Annotated in this window: 23 protein-coding genes; 5 read left to right on the top strand and 18 right to left on the bottom strand. The window is 63.0% G+C overall.

Annotated elements, in window-relative coordinates; translation table 11 throughout:
• Nucleotides 1-34: 34 nt before the first annotated feature.
• Together IFU31_RS00380 and IFU31_RS00375 are read left to right on the top strand one after the other, a co-directional pair.
• Nucleotides 35-931, top strand: coding sequence for an AraC family transcriptional regulator (locus IFU31_RS00380; protein ID WP_122477991.1), 897 nt, complete (start codon nt 35-37; stop codon nt 929-931).
• A gap of 23 nt (nt 932-954) precedes the next feature.
• Nucleotides 955-1,851 carry a carbohydrate kinase family protein gene (locus IFU31_RS00375; protein ID WP_192101962.1) on the top strand — a complete coding sequence of 299 codons (897 nt, stop codon included), beginning with the start codon at nt 955-957 and terminating at the stop codon, nt 1,849-1,851.
• Nucleotides 1,852-1,950: 99 nt separating this feature from the next.
• On the opposite strand, the gene IFU31_RS00370 is transcribed toward IFU31_RS00375, so the two are convergent.
• The 4 genes from IFU31_RS00370 to IFU31_RS00355 form a co-directional block, all read right to left on the bottom strand.
• Entirely contained in the window at nt 1,951-2,343 is a 393-nt protein-coding gene (locus tag IFU31_RS00370; protein ID WP_192055978.1) for a VOC family protein, read from the bottom strand.
• Nucleotides 2,344-2,557: 214 nt separating this feature from the next.
• Nucleotides 2,558-3,919 carry a CitMHS family transporter gene (locus IFU31_RS00365; RefSeq protein WP_122797520.1) on the bottom strand — a complete coding sequence of 454 codons (1,362 nt, stop codon included), beginning with the start codon at nt 3,917-3,919 and terminating at the stop codon, nt 2,558-2,560.
• A gap of 84 nt (nt 3,920-4,003) precedes the next feature.
• Nucleotides 4,004-4,708, bottom strand: a complete 705-nt coding sequence (locus IFU31_RS00360) for an RraA family protein (RefSeq protein ID WP_192101961.1) — start codon at nt 4,706-4,708, stop codon at nt 4,004-4,006.
• 10 nt (nt 4,709-4,718) lie between these two features.
• Nucleotides 4,719-5,600 carry a DUF1932 domain-containing protein gene (locus IFU31_RS00355; RefSeq protein ID WP_192101960.1) on the bottom strand — a complete coding sequence of 294 codons (882 nt, stop codon included), beginning with the start codon at nt 5,598-5,600 and terminating at the stop codon, nt 4,719-4,721.
• Between the two features lie 229 nt (nt 5,601-5,829).
• Between IFU31_RS00355 and IFU31_RS00350 the strand changes: the two genes are divergently transcribed.
• The gene (locus tag IFU31_RS00350; RefSeq protein ID WP_192101959.1) at nt 5,830-7,773 is read left to right on the top strand and encodes a sigma 54-interacting transcriptional regulator; all 1,944 of its coding nucleotides are present in this window, start codon (nt 5,830-5,832) and stop codon (nt 7,771-7,773) included.
• 25 nt (nt 7,774-7,798) lie between these two features.
• On the opposite strand, the gene IFU31_RS00345 is transcribed toward IFU31_RS00350, so the two are convergent.
• From IFU31_RS00345 to pstS, 6 genes are all read right to left on the bottom strand, one after another.
• Entirely contained in the window at nt 7,799-8,353 is a 555-nt protein-coding gene (locus IFU31_RS00345; protein WP_244650958.1) for a hypothetical protein, read from the bottom strand.
• 92 nt (nt 8,354-8,445) lie between these two features.
• The gene (locus IFU31_RS00340; RefSeq protein WP_192101958.1) at nt 8,446-9,147 is read right to left on the bottom strand and encodes a hypothetical protein; all 702 of its coding nucleotides are present in this window, start codon (nt 9,145-9,147) and stop codon (nt 8,446-8,448) included.
• A 44-nt stretch (nt 9,148-9,191) separates the two neighbouring features.
• Nucleotides 9,192-9,953 (bottom strand): phosphate ABC transporter ATP-binding protein PstB, encoded by a 762-nt coding sequence (pstB, locus tag IFU31_RS00335; protein WP_244652093.1) that lies wholly within the window; start codon nt 9,951-9,953, stop codon nt 9,192-9,194.
• 76 nt (nt 9,954-10,029) lie between these two features.
• Nucleotides 10,030-10,923 (bottom strand): phosphate ABC transporter permease PstA, encoded by an 894-nt coding sequence (pstA, locus tag IFU31_RS00330; RefSeq protein WP_122477974.1) that lies wholly within the window; start codon nt 10,921-10,923, stop codon nt 10,030-10,032.
• Nucleotides 10,923-11,888, bottom strand: a complete 966-nt coding sequence (gene pstC, locus IFU31_RS00325; RefSeq protein ID WP_122477973.1) for a phosphate ABC transporter permease subunit PstC — start codon at nt 11,886-11,888, stop codon at nt 10,923-10,925. Before pstC ends, pstA begins: the two co-directional genes overlap by 1 nt.
• Nucleotides 11,889-11,964: 76 nt before the next feature.
• Complete coding sequence (pstS, locus tag IFU31_RS00320; protein ID WP_122477972.1) at nt 11,965-12,996, bottom strand: phosphate ABC transporter substrate-binding protein PstS; 1,032 nt, start codon at nt 12,994-12,996, stop codon at nt 11,965-11,967.
• A 237-nt stretch (nt 12,997-13,233) separates the two neighbouring features.
• Between pstS and IFU31_RS00315 the strand changes: the two genes are divergently transcribed.
• The gene (locus tag IFU31_RS00315) at nt 13,234-15,642 is read left to right on the top strand and encodes a DUF3772 domain-containing protein (RefSeq protein ID WP_192101956.1); all 2,409 of its coding nucleotides are present in this window, start codon (nt 13,234-13,236) and stop codon (nt 15,640-15,642) included.
• Nucleotides 15,643-15,756: 114 nt separating this feature from the next.
• Nucleotides 15,757-16,383, top strand: coding sequence for an isochorismate family cysteine hydrolase YcaC (gene ycaC / locus IFU31_RS00310; RefSeq protein ID WP_192057045.1), 627 nt, complete (start codon nt 15,757-15,759; stop codon nt 16,381-16,383).
• 68 nt (nt 16,384-16,451) lie between these two features.
• On the opposite strand, the gene IFU31_RS00305 is transcribed toward ycaC, so the two are convergent.
• The 8 genes from IFU31_RS00305 to IFU31_RS00270 all read right to left on the bottom strand — a co-directional run bounded on the left by IFU31_RS00305 (nt 16,452) and on the right by IFU31_RS00270 (nt 25,874).
• Nucleotides 16,452-17,321: an EthD domain-containing protein gene (locus IFU31_RS00305; RefSeq protein ID WP_192101955.1), complete on the bottom strand. Its 870-nt coding sequence runs from the start codon at nt 17,319-17,321 to the stop codon at nt 16,452-16,454.
• Nucleotides 17,322-17,419: 98 nt separating this feature from the next.
• Nucleotides 17,420-18,112: an RES family NAD+ phosphorylase gene (locus tag IFU31_RS00300; protein ID WP_122477964.1), complete on the bottom strand. Its 693-nt coding sequence runs from the start codon at nt 18,110-18,112 to the stop codon at nt 17,420-17,422.
• On the bottom strand, nt 18,106-18,510 hold the full coding sequence (locus IFU31_RS00295; RefSeq protein WP_122715433.1) for an antitoxin Xre-like helix-turn-helix domain-containing protein: 405 nt from the start codon (nt 18,508-18,510) through the stop codon (nt 18,106-18,108). Before IFU31_RS00295 ends, IFU31_RS00300 begins: the two co-directional genes overlap by 7 nt.
• 89 nt (nt 18,511-18,599) lie before the next feature.
• Nucleotides 18,600-20,972 carry an ATP-binding protein gene (locus IFU31_RS00290; protein ID WP_192101954.1) on the bottom strand — a complete coding sequence of 791 codons (2,373 nt, stop codon included), beginning with the start codon at nt 20,970-20,972 and terminating at the stop codon, nt 18,600-18,602.
• 132 nt (nt 20,973-21,104) lie between these two features.
• Nucleotides 21,105-22,118 (bottom strand): hypothetical protein, encoded by a 1,014-nt coding sequence (locus IFU31_RS00285; RefSeq protein ID WP_122477960.1) that lies wholly within the window; start codon nt 22,116-22,118, stop codon nt 21,105-21,107.
• Between the two features lie 3 nt (nt 22,119-22,121).
• Nucleotides 22,122-22,373 (bottom strand): acyl carrier protein, encoded by a 252-nt coding sequence (locus IFU31_RS00280; RefSeq protein ID WP_122477958.1) that lies wholly within the window; start codon nt 22,371-22,373, stop codon nt 22,122-22,124.
• Nucleotides 22,366-24,288 (bottom strand): HAD-IIIC family phosphatase, encoded by a 1,923-nt coding sequence (locus IFU31_RS00275; RefSeq protein ID WP_192101953.1) that lies wholly within the window; start codon nt 24,286-24,288, stop codon nt 22,366-22,368. Before IFU31_RS00275 ends, IFU31_RS00280 begins: the two co-directional genes overlap by 8 nt.
• A gap of 38 nt (nt 24,289-24,326) precedes the next feature.
• Complete coding sequence (locus tag IFU31_RS00270) at nt 24,327-25,874, bottom strand: MBOAT family O-acyltransferase (RefSeq protein WP_192101952.1); 1,548 nt, start codon at nt 25,872-25,874, stop codon at nt 24,327-24,329.
• Between the last annotated feature and the right edge of the window lie 118 nt (nt 25,875-25,992).

The following is a 25,992-nucleotide window of genomic DNA, read 5'->3' as shown; positions in this document are numbered from 1 at the left end:
ATCATGAAAAAAACAACGATAAAAGGGGCACTCGATGCCTGATGACCGCGCCACTGTGTTCGAGTACCGTCAGCCAGATCTGGAAGTGATCCTGGCACGACCAGACCAGACCTTTCGCTGGTACGAGCATGACTACCCCTATTCCCTGGCACGCTGGAACCATCATCCCGAGTTCGAAATTCATTTGATCCGGCAAGGCAGCGGCAAGCTAGTGGCAGGTGATTACATCGGCCCCTTCGGACCCGGTCACGTCGCACTGATCGGCCCCGGTTTGCCCCACGATTGGATGGGCGATCTGGCAACGGGTGAACGGTTGGTCGCTCGCGACGTCGTACTGCAGTTCGACGGCACCACGCTGCTGGAGTGTCGTAGTGTGTGGCCCGAACTGGCGGAGCTCAAAGGCCTGTTCGACCGAGCTCAGCGCGGAATCGAGTTTCACGCGGCGACAGCGGTCGAGGCAGCGGTCCTGCTGGAACGTATAGGGCAAGCGAATGGCCTCAGGCGCCTGACGCTGTTCCTGCAGCTCATCGATACCTTGGCAAACGCGCCGGCCAGTGAATTCCGCGTTCTGGCCAGCGCCTGTTATTCCCCGTCCCTCGACGAATACAGCACACAGCGTATCAATCAGGCGTTCGACTACCTCACCCGGCAACTGACTGCCGAGGTACGCATGTCGGTGATCGCCGCGCAGCTGGGCATGAGCGAGGCGGGTTTCTCGCGTTTTTTCAAACGCATGACCGGCCATGGTTTCATCGACCTTATGCGCAAGCTGCGGGTCCAGCGAGCCTGCAGGCTGCTCGCCCAGACCCAGCGATCGGTGGCCGATATCTGCTTCGAAGTCGGCTACGAGAACTTGTCCAACTTCAACCGGCACTTTCGCCACGAGATGCAGCAGACGCCCAGCGAGTATCGACGTCTTACAGCCGTCTGACCCATACAGGAGCAAGAATCGACATGCAGTTACCTTCAGTGGTGGTGTTCGGTGAAGCACTCACCGATCTGGTCCAGACCACGCCCGGTCGCTGGCAAGGCTATCCGGGCGGCGCGCCGTGGAACGTGGCGCGGGCGATGAGCCGATTGGGGGTACCGACGGCGTTCGCGGGGTCGATCAGTACCGATTCGCTGGGCGATGAGCTGTACCGACAGTCCGAAGCTGCCGGGCTGGACCTGCGTTACCTGCAGCGCGTCGAGGCCGATCCACTGGTGGCGATCGTGCCTTCCAGCCACCCTCCCCGTTATTTTTTTGCCGGTGAGGCCGATCTGCATTTCGATGTGCAGCTGCTGCCCTCGGGGTGGCTGGCGGCTGCGCAGTTGTGTCATTTCAGCTGCATCAGCCTGGCCCGACAACCCCTGGGTGACAGGCTGGTCGAGGTCGCTCGGCAGGTGAAGCAGCACGGCAAACTGATCAGCTATGACCCCAACTGGCGCAACCTGATGGATGCTCGATACCGCGAGGTGACGTTCCCCGCGATGGTCGCACTGGCGGACATCATCAAGCTGTCGGATGAGGATCTGCGGCAGATCTATCCTGGCTTGAGCGAAGAGCAGGCCCTGCAGCAGTTGCGCGAGATGAATGAAGGGGCACAGGTTCTGTTTACCCGCGGCGCCGAGGGCATGGTGCTGTTTACGCTAGACAGCAAGGTCGAACAGGCGGCAATCGCCGTGGAGGTAGCCGACACCGTTGGCGCCGGCGACGCGAGCATGGCCGGCTGGCTGGCGTCGAGCCTGCTGGGTATCGAAGCCCCCCAGGCACGGCTGGCGTTTGCTGCGGCCTGTGCCTCGGTGTCCTGCGCCAATGCCGGGGCCTATGCGCCCAGCCGCGCAGAAGTTGAGCAGCTGCTGTCGCGTTGAAGCGGTGTGTCAGGTAGACCGGGGTGCGCGCTTCGCGGCCACGGGCCGCTCCTACAGGAGGGCAGCGTGGTGTGTCAGGGTAAAGGCCGGCGCGGTATATCAGGCTGAAGGCGCTGGAAGGTATTCGGATATCTCGACGAGGTTCAGGTCTGGATCGCGGACGTACACCGAGCGAATGGGGCCGGTGGCACCGGTGCGCTTGACCGGCCCTTCGAGGATGGGCCACGGATGACCCTCAAGCCGTTCGATCACCTGCTCCAGGCTGCAACTGGCGATGAAACACAGGTCCAGTGCACCGGGCACAGGCAAGTGCGCCTTGGGCTCGAACTCATGCCCACGCACATGCACGTTGATTTTCTGATGGCCGAAGACAAACGCCACGCGCCCTTCCCCAAAGCTTTCCAGTCGCATGCCCAGCACGTCGATGTAGAAACCCTTGCAGGCCTCCAGATCGATGGTAGTGAGGACGATGTGGTCAAGGTGATCGATCATCTAGGGCCCTTTTCATTTACGGTACCTGACTCAACGATCCAGCGCATCGCGCTACGCTGGCCCGCGATTGATCAATCATGCCGAACGCGTTGAACCCGTGCAAAGTCAGTGCGCAGGTTACATCCCTGCACTTGATGTCTACCAATAGACCATCGCCCGCCACAGCCGTTTAATCGACGTTCACCGGCGGCGCGGTGAACGTCCATGGGCAGCCTCAACCGATTGGCAATTGACCGGTGACGATGGCCGTGACCAGGAAGATCCCGAACATCGGCAACGACCACTTGAAGAACTCCTTCTGGTATTCGCCGAAGGTCATTTCGGTGCGGTTCATCAGCAGGAACAGCCAGGCCACCGTAGGGCTGGCGTAGCGTAGCGCCTGGCCCATGAATGAGGCGACGCCGATTTCAGTGGGCGTGATGCCGAAGCTGTAGGCAATGGGCGCGACCACCGGCAGGATACCGAAGTAATAGGCGTCCACCGGCAACGCATAGCAGGCCAGGGCGCCGAGGAACGCAAAGATCAACGCCGTATGGCTGCCCATCGATTCGGGAATCAGGCTGGCCATGTGCTCGGCCACCGCACCCGCCATGCCGCTGCCGTTGAAGATCCCAAGAAAGCACCCTGCCGCCAGAATGATCGACGCCACCGCCACCGCATCGCCGCCATTGGCAGTGATCCGCTCACGCTGTTCCACTGCGGTGTAGTTGACGGTCAGCGCCAGCGCCGTGCCCAGCATGAACACCACCGCGCCACTGGCCCAGCCGGCGATCAGGATCACCAGCATGCCCACCGTCAACGCCAGGTTGAAGAGAAACAGCTTGGGCCGTTTGAGCTCTTTGTCGTGGTCTTCGATGACCGTGACCATGTCGGCAATCTGTTGCGGGGTAACGATGACTTTCTCGCCAGCGACGAAGCCCAGCCGCTTGCGCTCCTTGATGCCCATCAGGTACGCCATGCCGAACACATAGATGAACGACACCCCGAGAATCGGCAGGATCGCCACGAACAGCGTGTTCACCTCAAGGTTGAGCACTGCGGCAGCGCGCGCCAGCGGCCCGCCCCACGGCAGGCAATTGCCCAGCCCGCAAGGCAGGATGATCAGCATGGCCAGGTTGGACAGCTTCATGCCCATCTGTTTGTACAGGGGCAGAAAGGCGGTGGTGATGATCAGGATGGTGGTGGTGCCGTCGCCATCCAGGGTCACTACCGACGAGGTGAACGCGGTCACCAGAATGATCTTCAGCGGGTCGCCGTTGGCCTTGCGGATCAGGTAGGTACACAACGGATCGAACAGCCCCACGTTCATCATCAGGCTGAAGTACAGCACCGCGAACAGAATCATCACTGTAGGGTTCACGGTCCCCAGGGAGATCTTGCCGTCCGCTCCCTGGGAATAGAACAGGCCTTCCTTGATCCACTTGATGATCATGTCCAGCGGCACGCCGCTGAGCAGGCACACCAGCACGCCGACCGCCAGCGAAACCACGATCAGGCCGGTAAAGGGCGAAAGTTTTTGCTTGATCACCAACAGCAGGAACGAGGTGATCAACGTATAGCCCAGAATGGTCAGCATCCGAACGTCTCCACATATTATTTTTATCGAGAGAGGCAGCGTCTGTTGCGCAGGCTCGGTCTTGGCCACCGAGCCTGCGGGGCCCTACCGGCCCTGCAACAACTGGGTCACCCAATCAGGGGCCAGCTCAGGCAGTGGCTCGCCGTTGTCGCGGCAGCGGACGTACTGGTCGATCACCTCGCGACGCTGTTTTTCATAGATGCCTTTCTTTTCCGACGCTTCCAGCACTTCCAGCAGCCGCGCACGGGGGACCACGGTGACACCGTCGTAGTCACCGAACACCAGGTCACCGGCGGCCACCTCCACACCGGCACAGGTGACGGTGGTGTTGATCTTGCCTGGCCCCTGCTTGCCGGGGCTGCGCTGCATGAAACCCTTGGCATACACAGGAATGTCGAGCTCGGCCAGCGGCAGCTTGTCACGCACGCAACCATCGATGACCAGCCCGGCAAGGCCAACGGCCTGCGCCGCCCCCGCCATCAGATCACCGATGTACGCACGCCCGGGATAACCCTTGCCAGCGACCACCAGAACATAGCCAGGCTGCCCCTGGTACACCGCCACGTGGATCGGAAAGTTGTCGCCATCTTCGGTGTCCACGGTGTAGGCGGTGCCGAGCATGATCTTGCGGTCGTCCAGCGGCATCAGATCGGCGTCCATGGCGCCGTTGCGGGCAATGCCGAGCTTGGCCATGCCATCGCACAGCTGTGCGGGGCTGAGCTTGCGGAATCGGTCGAGCAGGTCCTGGGGAATCAGCTCGGGCAGGGGCAGGTAGTGTTCGGTATTCATGGCGTCTTCCTCAGGAATGTCTGACCAGCTGGCGAATGGCGTCGCGGTAATCGAGATCGCTGCCATCGGCACCCAGCAGGGTTTGCCAGTCGGTGGCGGCGAGCTTTTCCAGCTGCTGGTGGCTGGCCCTGGACATGGTGGCGTCGACCCCGGCGTCTTCGAGGGTGGTGACCACGTCGTCCATCTCGGCGCTGCGCCGTTTGGCGTGGATCAGCGTGCGCGCAGTGAAGGTGTTGGCCAGTTGCTCGACGGTCTTGCCGTTGAGCGATTCGCCGAGGGAATCGACGAGCGTGTCGAGCACTCCGAACTTCTCCCCTGCCTGGAAGGCTTCGAGCAGCAGTTGCGGCAGGCCTTTCATCACCACGCTTTTCAGCATCTTGATCGCCGAAGCGGCGCCGGCCTCGGCGTCCAGCACGGTTAGTTGCATGCCATAGGGAGTGAACGCGTCGGCGAACGCACGTGCACCCTCGCCGGCCAGCAGCATGGGTACGCGATGGTTGTTGCCAGGCACCGTGCCCATCACTGCAGCGTCGCAGAAGGTCACGCCGGGGGCCTTGGGCAGCGCGGCGATGGCTTGCTTGACGGTGGGCGCGGCCGAGTTCATGTCGACATAGGTCTGCCCGGCCACCAGCAGCGGCAACACGCGCTCGGCCACGGCCAGTGCGCTGCTGGCACTGGTCAGGCAGGCCACGAAACGTGCGCCCTGGCAGGCGCTTTCCAGCGAATCGAAGAGTGTGACGCGAGTGTGCTCGGCGCGCTGGCGGATCGTCGCGCCGCGCTGGGGGTCATCTGCCTGGGCATCGAAGGCGCCAATCTGCAGATCGCCCTGGGTGCGCAAGCCGGTGGCAAGGTGGTAGGCCGCTTCGCCAAACCCGATGAAAAGCAGTTCCATCAGCGTGTTCCTTGTTTGTATTGTTATTGATGGGGCTGGAGCAAGGCCTGTGCCAATTTCTGAAGAGAAATATTTTGCAATTTAAAATCAATGACTTGCAGCAACAAAGTACGAGAACGGTTTAACGACCGCATTGCAGCAATGTTGCATTTCATTGCAAAATCTTTCATCAGCCTTTAGCGTGCAATGACTACGCTCCAACAACTGCCCATCCACCAGGAGCGATTCCATGCTCGGCAAACTGGCTGTCATTTCTCCTTCCACAACCCTCACCGCGGTGATGAATCAGGTGCTGGAGAAACGTGGACTGCGCGTGGCCGTGGTGGAAGCCGCGCAGCATCAGGCGATACTGATGGCGCAACGGGCGATCGACGAAGGTGCCAGCGTCCTGATCAGCCGTGGCAAGACTGCCAGCGTGCTGCGCGAGCACTTTCAGGTACCGATCGTGGAGGTGCGCCACACGTTCTTCGACTGCATCAATGCCTACCACAAAGCCTTGGCGGTGTCGGACCGCATCGCTTTCCTGGCCACCTCCGACGGCTATGCCGCGATCCTTGCGAAGGCAAGGCCGTTCATGCCGGCGGTGACCATCTGCCCGATCGACCCGTTCGGCAGCGCGCAAAGCACCGACGCGCAACTCGACCGCTTGCAGGAACAGGGTATCGAGGTGGCTATCGGCGGCTTGTCCCTGGAGCAGGCCGTCAAAGCTCGCGGCCTGCACTACATCATGTCCGACGCCGATGCCGACGCCGCCTTCGATGCCATCGACGAAGCCCTGCACCTGCTGCGCATCGAGCAGGAACGACTGCACAAGCGTCTGGAGCTGCAGGGACGCTACGAGATGATCCGGTCGATCCTCGACTGTGTCTCCGAAGGCATCTTCAGCATCGACAGCCACGGCGTGATCACCAACATGAACAGCGTTGCCACCCACTACCTGGGCAGCGTGCGTTGTGGCGACAATGTGGCCGGCCTGCTGGCGCAGGACTACTTCGGCCGCGTGCTGGGCAAGGCCGAAGCGGTGCGCGGTGCCCTGATCAACCTGGGGCGCCTGTCACTGACCCTGAGCATCGCGCCGATCACCTTGGGCGACCAGGTGATCGGCGCCGTCGCAACCCTGCAGAAGCAGACCGAAATCAAGGCCATCGAGCAGAAGATGCGCCGTCAGCTGGCGCGCCAGCACGTGGCCGAGAATACCTTCGCGTCGATCATCGGCAGCAGCCCGGCACTGGCCAAGGCCAAGCGCCTGGCGCAGACCTTCGCCGCAGTGGACAGCACGGTGATGATCGAAGGCGAAACCGGCACCGGCAAGGAGTTGTTCGCCCAGGGTATCCACAACGCCTCGAAGCGACGCCATGGCCCGTTCGTGGCGATCAACTGCGCGGCGTTCGCCCCCGGCGTGCTGGAGAGCGAACTGTTCGGCTACGTAAAGGGGGCGTTCACCGGTGCCTTGACCGAGGGCAAGGCCGGCGTGTTCGAGCTGGCCCACACCGGGACGATCTTTCTCGACGAGATCAGCGAAACCTCGGCGGAAATCCAGCTCAAGCTGTTGCGCACGCTGCAGGAGCGCAAGGTGGTGCGTATCGGCGACGACAAGGTCACGCCAGTGGACATTCGCATCATCACGGCCAGCAACAAACGCCTGCCGCAGTTGGTGGCGCAGGGGCTGTTCCGCGAGGATTTCTTCTACCGCATCTGCGTACTCAAGCTGCAGCTGCCTGCCCTGCGCGAACGGCGCCAGGACATTCCCGAACTGGTGGCCCACTTGCTGGCCAGCTTCGGCATGCCAGCCGCCGCCCCTGGAGCAGCCCTGCTGGCGCGCCTTAGCGAGCATGAGTGGCCAGGCAACATTCGCCAGCTGGGCAACATCGTCGAGCGCCTGGCGGTCATGGGCCAGGGCCGCGAAATGACCGGAGCGTGGGTGGAAGAAGCGCTGGAAGACCTGCCCTCGCCCGCCCAGCCTCTACCTCAAGCGCCGCCAATGCTGAACCGCAGCGAACGGCAGGTCCTGCTCGAGGCGTTGCACAGCGTGCGGGGCAATCGCGAACAGGCCGCCCGCTTGTTGCAGATCAGTACCACCACGCTGTGGCGGCGCATGAAGAAGTACCAGGACCTGGACCCGGATGCATTCGCGGTGACCCGTCTGTGCGGGTCCCAGGATGCATCTGCCTAGCGCCAGGTTGCGGCGCTGGAATAGCTCAGGAGTAGGCTTGGGAAACCTGCCCCACCGGCTGTTTGTGGCGCAGCGTCTGCTGTCGCGCCAGCTGCGCCTGGACCGCGGCGACCGCCTCGAGCACGCGGTGCGTCCAGCTCTGGTCATCCGGGCGCACCACGACCACGCGAAAACCATGCTCGTGGCCTTCGCTCTGCACGCCCTCGGAGTCGTCGACGTGCAGGTCGATGTCGAAGGCCGGCGGAAACTTCGACGGCGAGAGGCTCATGCCATGGCTGGCCAGGGCACGGCTGTGGACTTCGCTGTTGACCACGCCGTCCACGCGAATACCGTGCAGCAACAGCCAGCGCTTGATATAGGCCGGTGTGCGCCCGGAAGAGGTATACACCCAGATGCTGCAGCCCTGACGACGCAGTTCCCGCGTCAGCGAGCGGGTACCGATGCGCAGCGGCTCGCCCAGCCAGCGGTGCACGAAGCCCGGCAGCCAGCTCTGTTCGGCTTCGCTGTGATGGGGCAGGCAGGCCAGGGTATCGTCGATGTCGAACGAGATACGCACGCGCGGACGGTTGAACGGATTCATCGGATCGAGACCTGTGATCGCTTGCCACATCGGATTGGGCGACGTTTGGGTTGAAGCGCTGCGGTCGCATCGGTCAGCGCGGTGTGTCTGGTTCATCGACCCCTGCCCTCGTGCAACGCCAGCTGCTTGTGGCTGAGGAAGAATTTCTTCGGGTCCGGTGCCTGCTCTTCGAGGAAGGCGGCGTATTTCTTCTTGATCTTGGGCAATTCGTAGAGCGCCTTGACGCCATGCTTGGCGGAGTTGCGGATCACCGACGAAGGGTTGAAATAACCCTGCGCATTATCCAACGACAGCACGAAAGGCGGTAGCCCGGCGCGGATCAGCAGATAGCTGACGATCAGCGAACCGGTGCGGTTGTTGCCTTCGATGAACAGCTGCGGCTTGCTGAGGATGCGCACGTAGACGCCGGCGGCGCGCTTCCACACCGACTCGCTGCGGTACGTGCAGTACCAGTTGTGCAGATCCTTGATGCCACCTTCGGTGTTGTTGAAGAAATGCTCTTCGGTGGCGGCCAGATGCTGGGCAAACTCCACACGCCGCGCCGGGTCACGCCCGCACAGCACCGTGGCATTGATTTCCAGCATCAGGTTGACCTGTTGCAGGTCGAACAGGTCAACCCCTGCTGCCACGTATTCGTCGACCAGGGCATAGCCGGCCAGGACGTTCTCCACCACCTCGTCCGTCAACGGATCACGCTGCTCGGTGAAGTGCTCGCTGAGCTCGGCGAAGCGGCCCTGCACTTCGCGCAGGGCTTCTTCGATGGCGGGCAGATCAAGACGACGCGTTGCAGACATGAATATTCCTGGACTCGATGGGTGAAACGGCATCCTGCCGCTGGCTAGCTGAACTTGCCGCTGATGTAGTCGCCAGTCATCTGTTCGCGCGGGTTTTCGAAGATCTGCGCAGTCGAGCCCATCTCCACCAGGTAGCCGGTGCGGGTCCCCTGGGAAATGTCCACCGAAAAGAACGCGGTGGTGTCGGCGACGCGTATTGCCTGCTGCATGTTATGGGTGACCAGCGCGATGGTGTAGTCCTTCTTGAGCTCCACCATCAGCTCTTCGACGCGGCGCGTGGCGATCGGATCGAGGGCCGAGCAGGGTTCGTCGAGCAGCAGCACTTCAGGCTCCGTGGCAATCGCGCGGGCGATGCACAGGCGTTGCTGCTGGCCGCCGGACAGCGACAGGCCGCTGACCTTGAGCTTGTCCTTGACCTCGTCCCACAGCGCCGCGCCCTGCAGCGCATGCTTGACCCGATCACCCAGGTCGCCCTTGTAGCGGTTCAGACGCAGACCGAAGGCGACGTTGTCGAAAATGCTCATGGAAAACGGGTTGGGCTGCTGGAAGACCATGCCGATGTAACGGCGCACCACCACCGGATCCACGCCCTTGCCATACACGTCCTGGCCGAGGAAATGCACGTGGCCTTCGAAACGGAAGCCCTTCACCAGGTCGTTCATGCGGTTCAGGCTGCGCAGCACGGTGCTCTTGCCACAACCCGAGGGACCGATGAAGCCGGTGATCTTGTTCTTCTCGATCGGTACGTGGCTGTCGCGCACGGCCATGAAGTTGCCGTAGAAAATCTTGTCGAGCTTGCAGTCCATGACCACAGGTGCCTGGGTCGCGAACGGGACGGCTTTTTGCACGGATAGTACACTCACAATATAGGTGCTCCCATTCTCAGAACTTGGGCTTGCCGAAAACACGACTGACAATGTTCACAAACAGCACGATCATCACCAACACGAGGGAGGCCGCCCAGGCGAGCTCCAACTGGTTGTCGAAGGGCATGCCGGAAAAGTTGTAGATCAGCACGGCCAGCGACGCGGTGGGGTTCATCACCGCCAGGTTGCCTTCGTGGTAGATCCAGTAGTTGCTGAACAGCGCGGTGAACAACAGCGGAGCGGTTTCGCCCGCAGCCCGTGCCACGGCGAGCATGACCCCGGTGAGGATTGCCGGCATGCCGGTGGGCAGGATGATCTTCCAGATCACCTGCGAGCGCGTGCAACCCATGCCATAAGCGGCGTCCTTCATCACCTTGGGCACCATCTTCATGGACTCCTCGGCGGTCAGCACCACGATCGGCAGCATCAGCACGGCCAGGGCCACCCCGCCCGCAGGCGCGGAATAGGTACCGGTAGTCATCACCACCAGCGCGTAGGCGAACACCCCGGCCAGAATCGACGGCAGGCCGGTGAGCATCTTCGCCGCGAACCGCGCGGCGTTGGCCAGTTTGCTGTCGGGCCCCAGCTCGGCGAGGAACACCGCTGCCATGATGCCGACAGGTACCGCGATCGCCGCCGCGATACCGACCATCACGAAGGTGCCGGCCATGGCGTTGCCGAAGCCGCCGCCGGTTTCGAAACCGGTCGGTGGCAGCTCGGTGAACACTTCCAGGCTCAGGCGCGCGCCGCCACGGGTGATCAACATGTACAGCACCGACAGCAGGGGCACGCTGGCGATCAGCGCGCCGCTCCAGACCAGTGTGGTCAATACCAGGCTGCGCAGGGCGCGGCCTTCGAACTTGCGCTGCAGGCTGGGCAACGCGGCGGTAGGCGTACTCAGGCTTGTCATTATTTGCTACCCCGTTGCGCGTAGACCATGAGCATGGAGCCGATGAGGTTGACGATCAGGGTGATCAGCATCAACACCAGTGCCGCGTACATCAGCACTTCGATCTCGCTGGGCCCGGCCTCCGGGAAGTTCAGTGCCAACAGCGCTGCCAGGGTGTTGGCCGGAGCGAACAGCGACAGCGAGATGTTGTTGGCGTTGCCCACCAGCATGGCCAGGGCCATGGTTTCACCCAGGGCTCGACCCAGGCCCAGTACCAGCGAACCGAAGATACCGGTTGCCGCCGAGGGCACCATGACCTTCAGGATCGCTTCCCAGTGGGTGGTACCCATGCCGTAGGCGGCTTGCTTGGTTTTCATCGGCACGGCGGTCAGGGCGTCCTGGGACACCGCGGCGATGGTTGGCAAAATCATGATGGCTAGCACCAGCGCAGCCGGCAGCAGCCCGGGCCCGCTCAGTGATGTGCCGAAAAAGGGAATCCAGCTCAGTTCGGTGTGCAGCCAGGTGGTCAGCGGGCGGATGGCCGGAATCACCACATAGATGCCCCACAGGCCGTAGACGACGCTTGGAATGGCCGCGAGCAGTTCGACGATTGTGCGGAATACCGCCGCCAGCTTGGCAGGCAGGAAATCCTGGGTCAGGAAGATCGCCATGCTGATGCCGAAGAAACCGGCGATGACCAGGGCGATCAAGGCGCTGTACAGCGTGCCCCAGATGGCCGGGAGAATGCCGTACTTGCCTTGGTTGACATCCCACACGGTGCCGAACAGCACGTCGAAGCCGTGTTTTTCCATGCCGGGCAGTGCCTTGCGCCCTACTTCGAATACCAGGGCAAATACCACGGCCAGAATCAGCACCACACCGACGCGCGCAAGCGCACGGAACGTGCGATCGACCAGAAAGTCCTTCGTCGAAGGCGGCTGGCAGGCTGAGTCCGGGTTATCCGGTACAACGAAAGGGCTGTTCATTGATTAATTCCGGGGTGTGGAAGTAGACCTCGCCCGACCCGGCAGCGAAGCCAGGACGGGAGAGGTCTCGCGCATGTCACTGGATATTGGCGCTGGCTTTGCGAACCTGCTCCACAACCGACGGCGGCAGCGGGATGTAGCCCATCGAATCGGCGATCTTCTGGCCTTCGGTCAGGCTGTACTCGATCATGTCGCGCATGGCCTTGGCCTTGGCCGGATCTTCGTTCTGCTTGCGGAAGATCATCCAGGTGTAGGTGGTGATCGGGTAGGACTTCTCACCTTCTGGATCCGGCAGCCAGGCCACCAGGTTTTCCGGCATCTTCACCGCGGCCAGGGCCTCGGCACCGCTTTCGGCATTCGGTACCACGTACTTGCCGGCCTTGTTCTGCAGTTCGGCGAAGTCGACCTTGGCCAGTTTGGCGAAGCCATACTCGATGTAGCCGATCGCGCCAGGGGTCTGGCGAACGGTGGCGGTCACGCCGTCGTTCTTGGGCGACTTGATGAACTTGTCACTGGCAGGCCAGTTGACGGTGTTGCCCTCGCCCAGGGTCTGCTTGAACGCCGGGTTGATGGTTGCCAGGTGCTTGGTGAACACTGCGGTGGTGCCACTGGAGTCGGCGCGCACGACCACGGTGATGGGCATGTCGGTGAGTTTCAGATCCGGGTTGGCAGCGACGATCTGCGGATCGTTCCACTTGGTGATCTTGCCCAGGAAGATGTTGGAGTAGACTTCACGCGGCAGTTTCAGGCCCTTGGGGCTGCCCGGCAGGTTGTAGGCCAGGACGATTTCGCCCGCGGTCATCGGCAGCAGTTGCGCGCCTTCGGCCACCTTGGCGATGTCTTCATCTTTCATGGCCGAGTCGCTGGCAGCGAAATCGACGGTCTTGTTCAAAAAGTCCTGTACGCCCGCACCGCTCCCCTTGGACTGGTAGTCAACGGTAACGCCAGCGGTTTTCTTGCTGAAGTCCTTGAACCAGGTGAGGTAGATCGGGGCCGGAAAGCTGGCGCCGGAGCCGGTCAACCGGACGCTTTCGGCAGCGAAGGCCATGGAGCTGGCGCTGAGCGAAACGGCAACGGCGAGCGCGGCAGACTTCATCAAACTTTTCATCTAAGGAACTCACTGAGATAAAGGGCAACGGAACTGTGCACAGCTTTTGTTACGGTTTGATGAATCCGACGACCGGCAGTGACTCTTTCGCGGACGACGCGTGCGTAAATCTCATCGAGTTGTTGTAACCTCGCCCGGCGCCAGCGCAGGCGATGCCTGCTGCCATGGCTCAGGCCTTCATCATTTTTACGCCTGGTTGCTCGCCGGAGCTGGCAACCGCTCAAAGAGAATCCGAACATGCGGCATTCCATGATCAACCGTTGGTGCATGGGCTTGCTGGCCCTGTGCCTGTGGGCCACCCTGCCCGCCCATGCCGAGCCTGCCCCGGCACCGCCGGCCAATACCGCCAGCGCCCCGGTCGAAGTGCTGGCCACACCCGCACAGCTCAGCGACCAGCTCGACCAGATTCGCCAGAAGGTCTCGACTGCCGCCAACGATGACCTGCTTGCCAGCCTGCGCCAGGCAGCGCTGCAGGTGCAGCGTCAGGCCGATGCGTTGCTGGCTCGCCAGGGCGTGGACATGGGGCATCTGGATGACCAGCTCAACGTGCTTGGCGCAGCGCAACCGGAGGAGCCGCAGACCCTGACGGCCCAGCGCCGCACGCTGACCAACCAGAAGAAGGCCTTGACCACCGACCAGGCCGACACCACGGCGCTGAGTACCTCGGCCGGTGACCTGGCGATCCAGATTCTCAACCTGCGGCGCAACCTGCTGGACACCCAGATCAGCACCCGGTCCGCCAGCCCGTTGAGTTCCGCGTTCTGGTCCAGCCTGATCCAGCCCACCGATGACGACGTCAGAAAGCTGGGCAGCCTGTGGCAGGACGTCTCTCAGGTCTTCGACAGCGCCCTGGCACCCGGCTCGCGCGGCACGTTCATCACGATCGTGCTGGGCGCCCTGCTGGTATGGGTGGTGGCCCGACGGCTGATCGAGCGGCTGCTGGTGCGGGCCATGATCCGCTGGTTCCCCGAAGGTCGGCTGCGCCGCAGTACCCTGGCCCTGGCCACCGGGCTGACCACGGTGCTGACCATCAGCGCGGCGACCTCTCTGCTGCAGTGGGGCATCGTCAGCCATTCGCAACCCAGCGCCAATGTGTTGAACCTGATCGAACAGGTGCAGACGCTGATCCTGTTCTGCGCCTTCATCGTCGGCATGGGCCGCGCCCTGCTGATGCTGCCCAACCCGTCCTGGCGCCTGCCCAACATTCCCGACCCGATCGCCAGCGCCATTGGCAACTTGCCAGCCGTGCTTGCCCTCGCACTGATGTTCACCGGCACTTTCGAACGGATCAACAGCGTGATCGCCAGCAGCCTGGCGCTGTCGGTCGCGGTCAACGGCCTGACCGCGCTGCTGGTAGCGTCGATCTTCGTCTACGGCCTGGTGCGTGTGCGCCAGACCCGTCGCCGCTTCGCCCTCGAGCGCACCGCAGGCTTCGTCGGCCTGATCCCGTTCATCCTCTCGGTGTGGATCGGCATCATCGTGCTCGGGCTGTTGAGCGGTTACCTGACGCTGGCCTATGTACTGACCGTCAAGTTGCTGTGGATCAGCCTGGTTACCTCGACCGCGTACCTGTTGACGGTGTTCTTCGTCGACATCTGCGAAACCCTGCTCTCGCCCAAGCAGTCCGGCGGCCAGGCCCTGGGCGCCATGCTCGGGCTGTCGCCACGGCATCAGGCCCAGGCCAGTACCCTGCTGGCCGGCGTGGGCCGAACCTTGCTGCTGTGCGTTGCGCTGATTCTGGCCTTCATGCCGTCGGGATCGAACCCCAGCGAACTGCTGGCCAGCTTCGCCCGGCTGGACGTGGGCAGCAAATCCCTCGGCGCCTTCAACATCGTGCCGGGCGATATCCTCATTGCGGTGCTGCTGCTGGTCGGCGGTCTGTTCAGCATCCGTGTCCTGAAGAACTGGCTGGGTGACCGCCTGCTGCCGGAAACCAACATGGACGCCGGCATGCGCGCCTCGCTGGTGACCCTGGTCGGCTACATCGGCTTCGTGCTGTTGGGTATCGCGGTGCTGTCGACGCTGCGCATCAGCCTGACCAACCTGACCTGGGTGGTCAGCGCGCTGTCGGTCGGTATCGGCTTTGGCCTGCAGGCAATCGTGCAGAACTTCATCTCCGGGTTGATCCTGCTCACCGAGCGGCCGGTCAAGGTCGGCGACTGGGTCAGCCTGGCTGGCGTGGAGGGGGATATCCGCCGCATCAACGTGCGCGCCACGGAAATCCAAATGGGCGACCGCTCGACGGTGATCGTGCCCAATTCGCAGTTCATTACCCAGAACGTGCGCAACGTGACCATGGGCAACGCGCTGGGCGTGGTGGGCATCACCCTCACCCTGCCGCTGGACACCGACGTGCTGAAGATCCGCGAGCTGTTGATGACTGCCTATGCCGAGCACGAAGCGGTCCTGGCCGAGCCGGCTCCGTCGGTCACCTTCAAGGACCTGACCAGCGCTGGCCTGCTGATCAGCGTCAGCGGCTTCGTCAACAGCCCGCGTTCGGTGGGAACCGCGCGCAGTGACCTGCTGTTCACCATCCTCGACCGCCTGCGCACCATGGGCGTAGCGCTTTCGGCGCCACAGAGCATGCTGCTGATCAACGAAAAAGGCGAAGCCAGCCCCGCCCCGGAGAATGGCTCGATCAGCTGATTGTCACCCGGTAGTGGACAGTGAAACGCTGTCCACCCGATTTATCCTCCCCAGGGTCGAAGCTAGTCTAGCCTCAGTTTCAACACACCCCCAGCGAACCGAGAGGACCCGACCATGACCCACACGACCTACAACCGCCTGAACAAAGACGATGCCGTAGTTCTGCTCGTCGACCATCAAACCGGCTTGATTTCGTTGGTGCAGGACTTCACGCCGAACGAGTTCAAGAACAACGTTCTGGCCCTGGCGGACCTGGCCAAGTTCTTCGAGCTGCCGATCATCCTCACCACCAGCTTCGAACAAGGCCCGAACGGGCCGCTGGTGCCAGAGCTCAAGGAGATGTTCCCGGACGCGCCCTACATTGCGCGTCCCGGCCAGATCAACGCCTGGGACAACGAAGACTTCGTCGCTGCCATCAAGGACACCGGCCGCCGGCAGATCATCATCGCAGGCGTAGTCACCGATGTGTGCGTCGCATTCCCGACCCTGTCGGCGCTGGCCGAAGGCTTCGAGGTGTTCGTCGTCACCGATGCGTCCGGCACCTTCAACCACACCGTGCAGCAGGCTTCCTGGGCACGGATGTCGGCAGCGGGCGCACAGTTGATGAACTGGTTTTCGGTGGCGTGCGAGCTGCACCGTGACTGGCGCAACGATATCGAAGGCCTGGGCAACCTGCTGTCCCAGCGCATTCCCAACTACCGCAACCTGATGAACAGCTACTCGGCCCTGGCCAACAAGTAAGGCAAAAAAAAAGCTCCTCCTTGGCATAGGGCTAAAGAGGAGCTTTCGTGCATCCGGAGTTCGGGTTATCAGCTCGGATGCTGTACGAACAACGCGCTTACATCCGACGTAAGCTGGTTGGTGGCGCCCAGGTAATCGATCAATTCTGCGGCACGGCTGCCCCGCAGGCCTGCCGTGGTGATCTTGCCGTCATGGACGTACGTGTACACCCCCGACACGGCGAACGCCTTGAACTGGGCAATGTGCCGAGCCTGCTCGGCCTGCGATTGCTGGAACTCGTCACTCTGGAAAAACCGTCGACGCGCCAGCGGGCTGGCGAAGGCGATCTCCAGCACGGCCAGCTGTTCCCGCACCGGTGTCGCCTTGTGCGCCACATCCGGGGCCGGTGGGTGCATGCCATCGTTCTCGAAGGGCGCACACAGGTGCAGGCGCACCTTGAGCACCGCAGCGCTGGCTGCCAGCAGCGGGCCCAGCTTGTCGTGCAGGTACTGATGCAGGCTTTCCAGGGTGCCGCGCGGGCTCAGGTGCAGGTGAATGCGATCGGCCTGATCCAGGCCATTCATGACTTCGTCGCCGGTGCGATTGACCAGATTGATCGAGCCTTCGGGCAGATCATAGGCCAGGGTTTCCTCGAACATGTTCTGTTCGTCGCTGAACAACAGCGAGCTGGCGTCCTGGAACTGCTTCTGGTCAGCCGCAGACAGGAAACCGATCTCTACCCCGCCGTCGAGCTCGTAGTCGCTGATTTCCTGGATACCTTCGGCCAGCGGCCACAGATGGGCATCCTGCTCGCGGGAAAGATGGTGCTGGATGTACAGGCCCAATCCCGGCAGCCGTGCGCACAGCGGACCATGCACGTCGCGCCAGTAGTGGGCGAATATGTCGTGCGGTACCCGTGGTCGACGTTTGACGGTGGTGTAGCTGTTGATTTGGATCATGGGGCACCCGTGGGATTGAAAACAGTGTCTGTTCAGAGCCCGGTGACGCCGCACGGGTTCAACCTGACTGGGTGCAATGACGGGCGAACGGTACGCCGCTAGGGATTGGAAATCCGGTTGACGCTGGTGATCCCGCCGTTCCAGATCATTTCGTAGTGCCCCGCCTGAATGATCGAGGCAACAGGCCTGGGCGTCATCAATGCCCAGCAATGGTTGCCCGGCGAGCGTACAGAATGGTAGAGCAAGCCCGTGGCGCCCAGTTGCCGAACGTGCGCACCCAGCGCATTGGCGGCGCTGTAGTCGTCCGGGGCATAGACCGGGTCTTGCAACGACAGCCCGGTGGCATCGCGGCAAGCGGCATCATTGAAAGCGCAGACCAGGCTGCGGAAGACGAAACGCTCGTAGTTCAAGCCGGCCACCTTTGCCCAGTAGCGGTTTTGATGGTGATGCACTTCGGCAATCGCCGTCTCCACCGTATCGGCCAGGTACAGCACCCCATAGCTGCCATCACTGAAGCGCGAGCCATCGGCATTCACATGGGTGAACGGCGCCGTGGCGTAGGAACAACCCACGATGCCGAATGGAATCTGATCCAGGGGGATCAGCTGCAGCGCGCCGACCTCGTTCTGCAGCCTGGGATTGGTCAGCGCCTGGAGCCGATAGAGCATGTCGAACTCATCGGCATCGGCGACATCGTCGAACAGCGCGATGGGCGGAAACCGCGAGTTCACCAGGCGATAAGCCTGCACGGCAGCACCGGCCACGGCAGGCAATCGAGCGGCCGTCACCATTGCGCGCCACGCAAGGCGTCCACTCGACGAAAGGTTTCGTAGAGTGAGATGAAATCGCCCTGGGCCATCACCTCGAGCGGTTTGCGGCCGTTGAAGAAAGCGTTGGCGTTCTCCATGTTGGCAAAGCCATAGACGTTTTCCGGGTTATCGAAGATCGTGCGCAAGGCCGCGTGAATGTTCAGAACGAAGCTGATGCGATGCATCTGGTCCATGTCCAGGCTCACCGACCATTGGGCATCGCCCTGCCGGCCACGGCTATAGGTGCTGCGCGAGATGCGCAGGATCTTGCAGGCCTGCTCGCCCGACGCATTCCATTTGTCCAGAATGCGCAAGGCGGTGCGCAGACCCGCCACGCATTGGTCGCGGGTGAACTCGGCGGTTTGCAGCGAGGCAGTCATGGTCAGGCCCTTTTTATGATCTACAGAGCAAACATTAGCACTTATAGGTCTGCAGAATCAATCTTCGCACTCCATGTCCGGATATAAGCTCATGGCGATGGCAGCTTGTCGATGTCATCCAGTGCCCGGTAGACCTCATCCACCCCGTGCTGCCAGGCTTCGCGCGGCAGCGGCCACGCTTCCAGGCGCTGCTGCAGGTGCTCTGCGGCATCGGCCAGCATCAGCGCGCCCGCCATGCGCGCGGCCCCCTCCATGCGATGGGCCAGGCCGATGGCCGCCTGCAGGCGCTGCTCGTGCAAGGCCTGGGTCAGCTCGCGCAAATCGTCTCGACAGGTCGTAACCAGAAGCTGCTCAATCGTTCGCCGGGTCGCTGCATCGAGTGCCGGCGCAAGCGGCGCCACCGATCGCTCGGCGACCCTCAGGAACTGGCCGCAGACCCGTGCCAGCTCCGACAGCTGCAAAGGTTTGAGCAACACATCGTTCATGCCGCTGGCATAGCAGCGCTGCACGTGCTCGGGATCACTGGCGGCGGAAATGGCGACGATGGGAAGGTGCCCGTAGCCGCCGGGTATCTGCCGGATCTTGCGGGCCAGGGCGTAGCCATCGAGGTCCGGCAGCTGGCAATCAAGCAATACCAGACCCAAATCGTCATGCGCACTGAGGGTGCCCAGGGCCTGCGTACCACTCCCGACCACTTCGCAGCGATAGCCCAGCAATTCCAGTTGCTGGGCGATGACACGTTGATTAAGCACATGGTCTTCGACCACCAGTACCGTCTTGCGCAGCGCCACCAACGTGTCCACCGCAGTGGCAGGCAGCGCCGTTGCCAGTGTCGGCGACAGCGCTTGCAGCGTCACCGGCAACCGGCAGCTGATTACGGTGCCGCAGCCCACTTCGCTGTGCAGGGCGATGCTGCCACCCATGAGCTGGATCAGCTCGCGGCAGATGGCCAGACCCAAGCCGCTGCCCCCGTAGCGCTCGGTCGTGCTGCCATTGGCCTGGGTGAATGCTTCGAACACAGCGTTGTGGCGATCCGGCGCGATGCCGACACCACTGTCGCTGACGCGGATCTCGAGCCATCCGCCTGCGCCCTTGGCCGTGGCCGTGGGGCGGCATTCGAGGGCCAGGGTGACCTGGCCATGGTGGGTGAACTTGACCGCATTGGAGAGCAGGTTGGTGAGAATCTGCCGCACGCGCAGGCGATCGACTCCGAGCAGCGTGTGATCGAACCCCAGCGCGCGGTAATCCAGGCGCAGGCCTTTACGCTCGGCTTCCAGGCGGTACAGCTCGGCGACGCTGCGGCCCAACGCGGCCAGGTCGGTGGGCTGCAGGTGCAGACGTACCGCGCCGGCGTCCAGGCGCGTGATCTCCAGAATGTCGTCGAGCAGCTCCAGCAGATTCACGGCCGAATCGTTGGCCAGGCCAACCCACTGCTGTTCACGGGCACCCAGATGGCTGCGGGACAACAGTTCGATGGCCGACAGCACCGCATTCATCGGCGTGCGAATCTCGTGGCCGAGCATGGCCAAAAAGCGCGCCATGCGCCGTTCGCTGCGTTGCGCGCGGCGTTGCGCCACGCGGGCGCGGCGGGCCAGCGTGGCGAGCAGCAGCAACAGCCCAAGTCCCACGACGATTTCCAGCCAGTAATACTGCGCCAGGGTCTGCCAGGTGGGTGCGCCGAAATCGGTCTGCGCCAACCAACGGTCATAGATATCATCGGTGGCCTTGGAGGTGAGGCTGTCCAGCGCCTTGTCGACGATGGCGCGCAACAGCGGCTCGCTGGGTGTCACGCCCATGGCCAGCACCACCGGCATGTCGGCCACCACGCCGGCCAGGTGCAGGCGACCGGCATACTTGCGGCGCAACACCGGTTGCAGCACGGCGTCCAGACCGATTGCCACGTCCGCGCGTTGTTCGGCCACCGCGGCCAGGGCCTGTTCGGCATCACCGAGCAACAGCAGGCGAACGTCGGGATGGTGCTGGCGAAGGTAGTGTTCATAGCCACCACCGCCTTTCACCGCCACGGTCTGCCCTGCCAGGCGGCCGGCAGTGAACAGCATGGGCTTGCCGGCGCGGGTGATCGCCACCGTCGCGCCAAAGAAATACGGCTGGCTCAACAACAACTGGCTGCGTGGCTGTGCGTCGAGCAAACGCTCGGACACTGCCGAAGCCAGCATCAGTCGGCCGCTGGCCAGGCTCTGCTGCGTTGACTGCCAGTCGGGACTGGGCACGCGGACCAGACGCAGGCCGGTGGTGCGCTGGATATGATCGATGTAGTCACGGGTCAGCCCCTGATGCTGGCCATTTTCCACGTACTCGATGGGCCAGTAGGGATCCACCGCATACTCCACCACCGGGTGGTCACGAATCCAGCCGCGCTCGGCCTCGGTCAACGCCAGCGTTCGAGCGTCGAGCGAAGCGCTGTAGCACAGCGCGATCAGGGGAACGGCCCAAGCCTTCATGGTGCAGCTGTCCGTGGGGTGCGTACGGGCAGACTAGCAGGGCCGAGACATGACAGGTTTTTAACGTTTCGGGGGAATGTGAACGGTTATTTTCAGCGCCGAAGCTCCCCTCCCAACAGCCCGTGGCGACGGCTATTGGCGTTGCACCACCGCCACCTCGGCAACCGGCGCCAGGCGCGCCGCAAGGTCGACGGACAGCGCCTGAGCCGCGCTCCAGCGCAAGTGAATGGCATCGACGAAGGCGGTTTCGCTGACCTGGTATTCGGTATCGGCGTTCCACAACTGCGCGCCACTGCGATCCAGGGTCTGGCGCAGGGCACTGTCGAACGCGGCCAGCAGGCGACCGTCGCCATCGTGTTCGGCCTTCCACTGCGGATGCAGCGGAGTCGCCACCACGGTCAAAGGCCGCCCTTCGCGCTTGAGACGCTGGGCCAGGCTGTCGAGCGCGGCGAAGCAGGTCGGGTCGAGCGCGTCGGGCTGGCCGTACAGCAGCGCGCGAGAATTGCGGGTGTCCAGCGGCCCGTCGCCGTAACGGTTGAACACCAACGGGTCGAACTCGACCTGCCCGGCGCGCTGGGCCTTGACCGTGCGTGCGTTGCGCAGCAGCGAGCCGGGGGTGAAGTAGCGCATGTAGGGCAGCCAGGCCGAGCCCTGTCCGTACACATAGGCATCGGCGTCGCGGCGGTCGAACACGGCCGCGGCAACCGTGCTGCAACCCGCGAAGTCCAGTGGGTCGACGATCATCAGCACTTGCTCGACGGTGGTTTCGCGGTCCAGCAGCCAGTTGGCGACGTACACCGCCTGGTTGGCGCGCAGTCCGCAGAACGCACCATTGAGAGGCCGCACCCCAGGGGCCTTGTCGGCGACCGTCTGGCCGTCGAAGTGCCGCCACGCGACCGACGAACCCACCACCAGCAGGTTCGGCGCCTGCGCCGGGTGCTCACGCATGAACGAGAGCTTTTCGTCCGCACACAGGCTGTTGGAAAACGCCGGCGGCGGCAGGTTGCCGGTGGCGCGCAGCCCCAGAATCAAGCCGGCGAAAAGCGCCAGACTGCCGAACAGCCCGACACCCATCCAGATCAGGTAGGCAGGGCCCATCGCGGCGCCCGCAGGCGGCGATGCGTGTGGCTGTGCGGTCGTTTGCATCGGTCAACTCCCGGAAAGTTTGCTTTCGATCAACTGAGTGAATTGGCCGACGTTGCGCAACGACTCCAGTTCCGCGGTGCGGAACTTGATGCCGAAGCGCTGCTCGGCGGCGACGATCAGCATCACGTGCATCTGGCTGTCCCAGCCCTCGACCTGATCGGCCGTGGTGTCGCTGCTCAGCACCAGGCCTTCGTCGTCGAACAGGTCACGGAACAGGTCGGTCAGTTCGTGCAACACAGTAGTGGTTTCAGTCATGGCGGATCTCGATGTGATGGTTGAACGTGGAAGACGCGTTCAGTGGGTAACGCCACAGCGTGGCCGGCGAACTGGCATCGGGGTTCGGCGCATGGACGAAGCCCAGCTGCGGATAATGTTCGGCGACCATCGCATTGCGCTCGCTGGGGCGGTATTCGCCGATCAACGCGCTGTAGCCGGCGGTAGCGGCGTATTGGGCAAGTACCTGCAGGGCCGCCTGTTCGGCCTGGCGGCCCAGCACACGGCAGCTCATCAGCCAGGTGTCGATGAACAGCTCGTCGTCGGCACAAGTGGTGTCGGGGCGCGCCAGCACCACGCTGATCAGGCCGTTGTCGCCGAACTTGTCGGTCAGGCGCAGGCTCAAGGCGACCGCGCCGGGGGTGTCTGCCAGCTGTTGCACCTGCACCTCGCTGTAGCGCCGCGTGCTGAGGTTGAACTGGTTGGTCTTGTTGATCAGCTGCGTCGCCCGCGCCAGCTCCGCAGTGCCTATGGGCCGCGCCTGCATGACCATTTCCAGGCCCTTGAGGTAACCGGCCATGTCAGTGGCCTGACCCAGCGCCGCCTGGCGTTCGCCGTTGGCCCGGTAGGTCTGGACACGGGCGCTGTCGTCGGCAGTGAAGGCAATGGCCTCGAAGTAACCCGCGGCAGCCACCCGTGCCGGGTAGTCGGCGACGTCATCGGGCAGTTCCGGGACCGCCACCTGGGGCAATTCACGGCGCACGATGTCGCGCTCGGCAGGGTTGTCGTCGACGAACACCAGGCTGTCCAAGCCGATGTTCAATTGCTCGGCGATGCGCCGCAGGTTGCTCGCCTTGTCTTCCCAGTTGGCCACGAAGGCGGCGATGTCGCTGCGCTTCAACGCCATTTCCGGATGATCGAACGCCGCCTCGGCTACCTGCATGTCGTTCTTGCTGCACACCGCCAGGATCACACCGCGGCGCGCCAGCTGCGCCGCGTACTGCTGGAAAGCGAGGAAGGCTTCACCGGTGGCACTGCCCTGCCCCAGGCACAGGCCGTCGACCCCGTCGTCACCCACCACGCCGCCCCACAGGGTGTTGTCCAGGTCCAGCACCAGGCACTTGCGCGAGCGACCCACCACCGCGGCAGCGATGCGCGCCAGTTGGTCGCCGTACAAGGGTGCCCAGATCGGACTTACCAGTTGCTTGGCCTGATGCCAGCGGACCGGGTTGGCCAGGCCGTCGCCGTACTGGCCACCGGCCGCACTCCAGGCCAGGTCCATGAGCAACACGCCGTCTTCGCGGGCGGCACGACGGATCTCGTTGTTCAGCCGTTCGAGCAAGGCGCGCGGCGAGCCTGGCACCAGCGCGTCGAAGTGACCGAACAGCGCCGGGGTCGCGGGCACCAGGGTTTGCTGGATGACCTGCGCAGCGTAGCGAGCACGGGCCTGGCGCCAGAGCAGGCGCAGTTCTTCAACCCGCGCCTGCACGGCGTTTTCGGCCTCTTCGGCACTGGCATGCAGGGCGCAACTGGGTGGCGAATCCATGGCGTCGAGGGCGAGCAGAATGACCTGCGGGGCAAACGCCTTCAGCGCGGGATCATCACCGAGCAACGCCTGGCGATACTGGCCATAGGGCGCCAGGTACACCGACACGCCGACCTGACGCTGCAGCGCGGCGACGCGGATACCCGGCAGCAAATGGTCGACGGTATGCGACGCCAGCACGGCCATGCGCAACGCGGTGAAGCCCGGTACGCTTTGTTCACCTTCACCAACGAGCAGCTCGATGCCCTGCTGCGCAAGGCGATCCAGCCGCAGCGTCTGGGTGAAATCGCGACGGTAGGCGGCCAGCCTCGCCGTTTCATGCAGACGCGCCAGAGGATCGCTCAGCGACTTGGCGTGGGAAATCGCCGCACCCAGGTCAGGGTGTTGGGCAAGCCAGGCTAACTGTTCCATGGTCGGCACCTTGTGATTGATCAGAACGGGGTGATTGATCAGAACTGGAAGTAAAGGAATTCGCTGGGGGCAACCGAGAACGCCGTGGCCAGCGCGAAGAAGCCCAGCACGCCGATGCCCACGCCAACGGTGGCGCTGGGTTGCCAGGCACTGGCCGGCACTCGGCGCTGCAACCAGTGAAGCTCCGGCTTGGCGTTGAGGGCGGTGCGCAAATGGCCCATCCATTGCTGGATGTTCGGCAGCGTCCAGACGAACGCCAGCAAGGCGGCGATCATGATCAGACTGCGCAGGTGGTTGGCCGCCAGTTGTGCCGGCAGCTCGCTCAAACCGAGCATGCCGCCCAGTACCGCCAGGGCACTGGCCAGGGTCGGCGCGCGGAAGAACACCATGGCCACCACCACGCAGGTGAAGGTCAGCAGCACGGCCGGTATCCGGTGCATCCAGTGATCACTGTCCACGGCCCAGCCCCGGCGAGCCTTCCAGGCGCGCCAGCCGTGTGCCACCACCAGGTAGAAGCCGTGCACCAGGCCAAACGCCACGAACTGCCAGCCCGCGCCGTGCCACACGCCGGAAATGAACATGGTCAGCACGGTCGGATAGGCCACCACCATGCAGAACGTACCCAGGCTCATCTTGCCGCGCTTGGGCATCGGCAATCCTGCCGCCATGCGTCGACGGGCGATGCGCAGCACGATCGGGTTGTAGATGTAGCTGGTGAGAAAGCGGGTCAGGGTCATGTGCCAGCGCGACCAGTAGTCGATGACATTGCGTGCCTTGAACGGGCTGTTGAAGTTGGCCGGCAGGCTGATGCCGAACAGCAGCCCCAGGCCGATGGCCATGTCGGTGTAACCGGAAAAGTCGAAATAGATCTGCAGGGTGTAGCTCAACGCTCCAATCCAGGCCTCGTGCAGGGCGGGTACGGTTCCGTCTGCCGCCATGGCGAATACCGGAGCGGCCTTCTCGCCCATGGGGTCGGCCATGATGACTTTCTTGAACAGGCCCATCAGAAAGATGCTGGCGCCAATGGATAGGTTGACCAGCCGCGGACGAAAGTTGTCGCCATGGCGAAACTGCTCGAGCATTTCCCGGTGGTGAGTGATGGGGCCGGCAATCAGATGCGGAAAGAACGTGATGAACAGGCAGTAGTTGACGAAGTCATGTTCAACCACTTCGCCGTCATGGGTGTCGACCAGGTAGGCAATCTGCTGGAAGGTGAAGAACGAGATGGCCAGCGGCAGAGTGATGTTCTGCAGTGTCCAGCCCAGACCAAACGCTTGGTTGATGTTGCCGAACAGAAAACCGGTGTATTTGAAATACAGCAACAACGCCAGGTTGGCGCTGACACCCATGATCAACAGTGCTTTGGAGCGCGTACGCAGTAGTTGCCCGGCCAGTACATAGTTGAACGCGATGCTGCCCAGCAGCAAAGGGACGTTGGCGGGGTTCCACCAGCCGTAGAACACCAGCGACGCCAAGGTCAGCCATATGGCAGCCAGGCGCTGACGTCCCGTTCCGGCAAGCAGAAAGAACCCCAGCAAGACCACCGGCAGAAATCCGGCGATGAATACCATCGAGTTGAACAACATCGGTAATACCCCACGCGTGGCGCGACATTGAAAAGTCTTTCGGAACAAACGGTCGTCCAGATGCGCACACGGCCAGACGCCCCACGCACATGTCCGGCCGGTGGCAGATTCATGAAAC

This window comes from Pseudomonas sp. CFBP 13602, from assembly GCF_014842725.1.
GTDB lineage: Bacteria > Pseudomonadota > Gammaproteobacteria > Pseudomonadales > Pseudomonadaceae > Aquipseudomonas > Aquipseudomonas baltica.
Note: the sequence above shows the minus strand (reverse complement) of the source record. Positions and strands in the feature narration are given on the sequence as shown.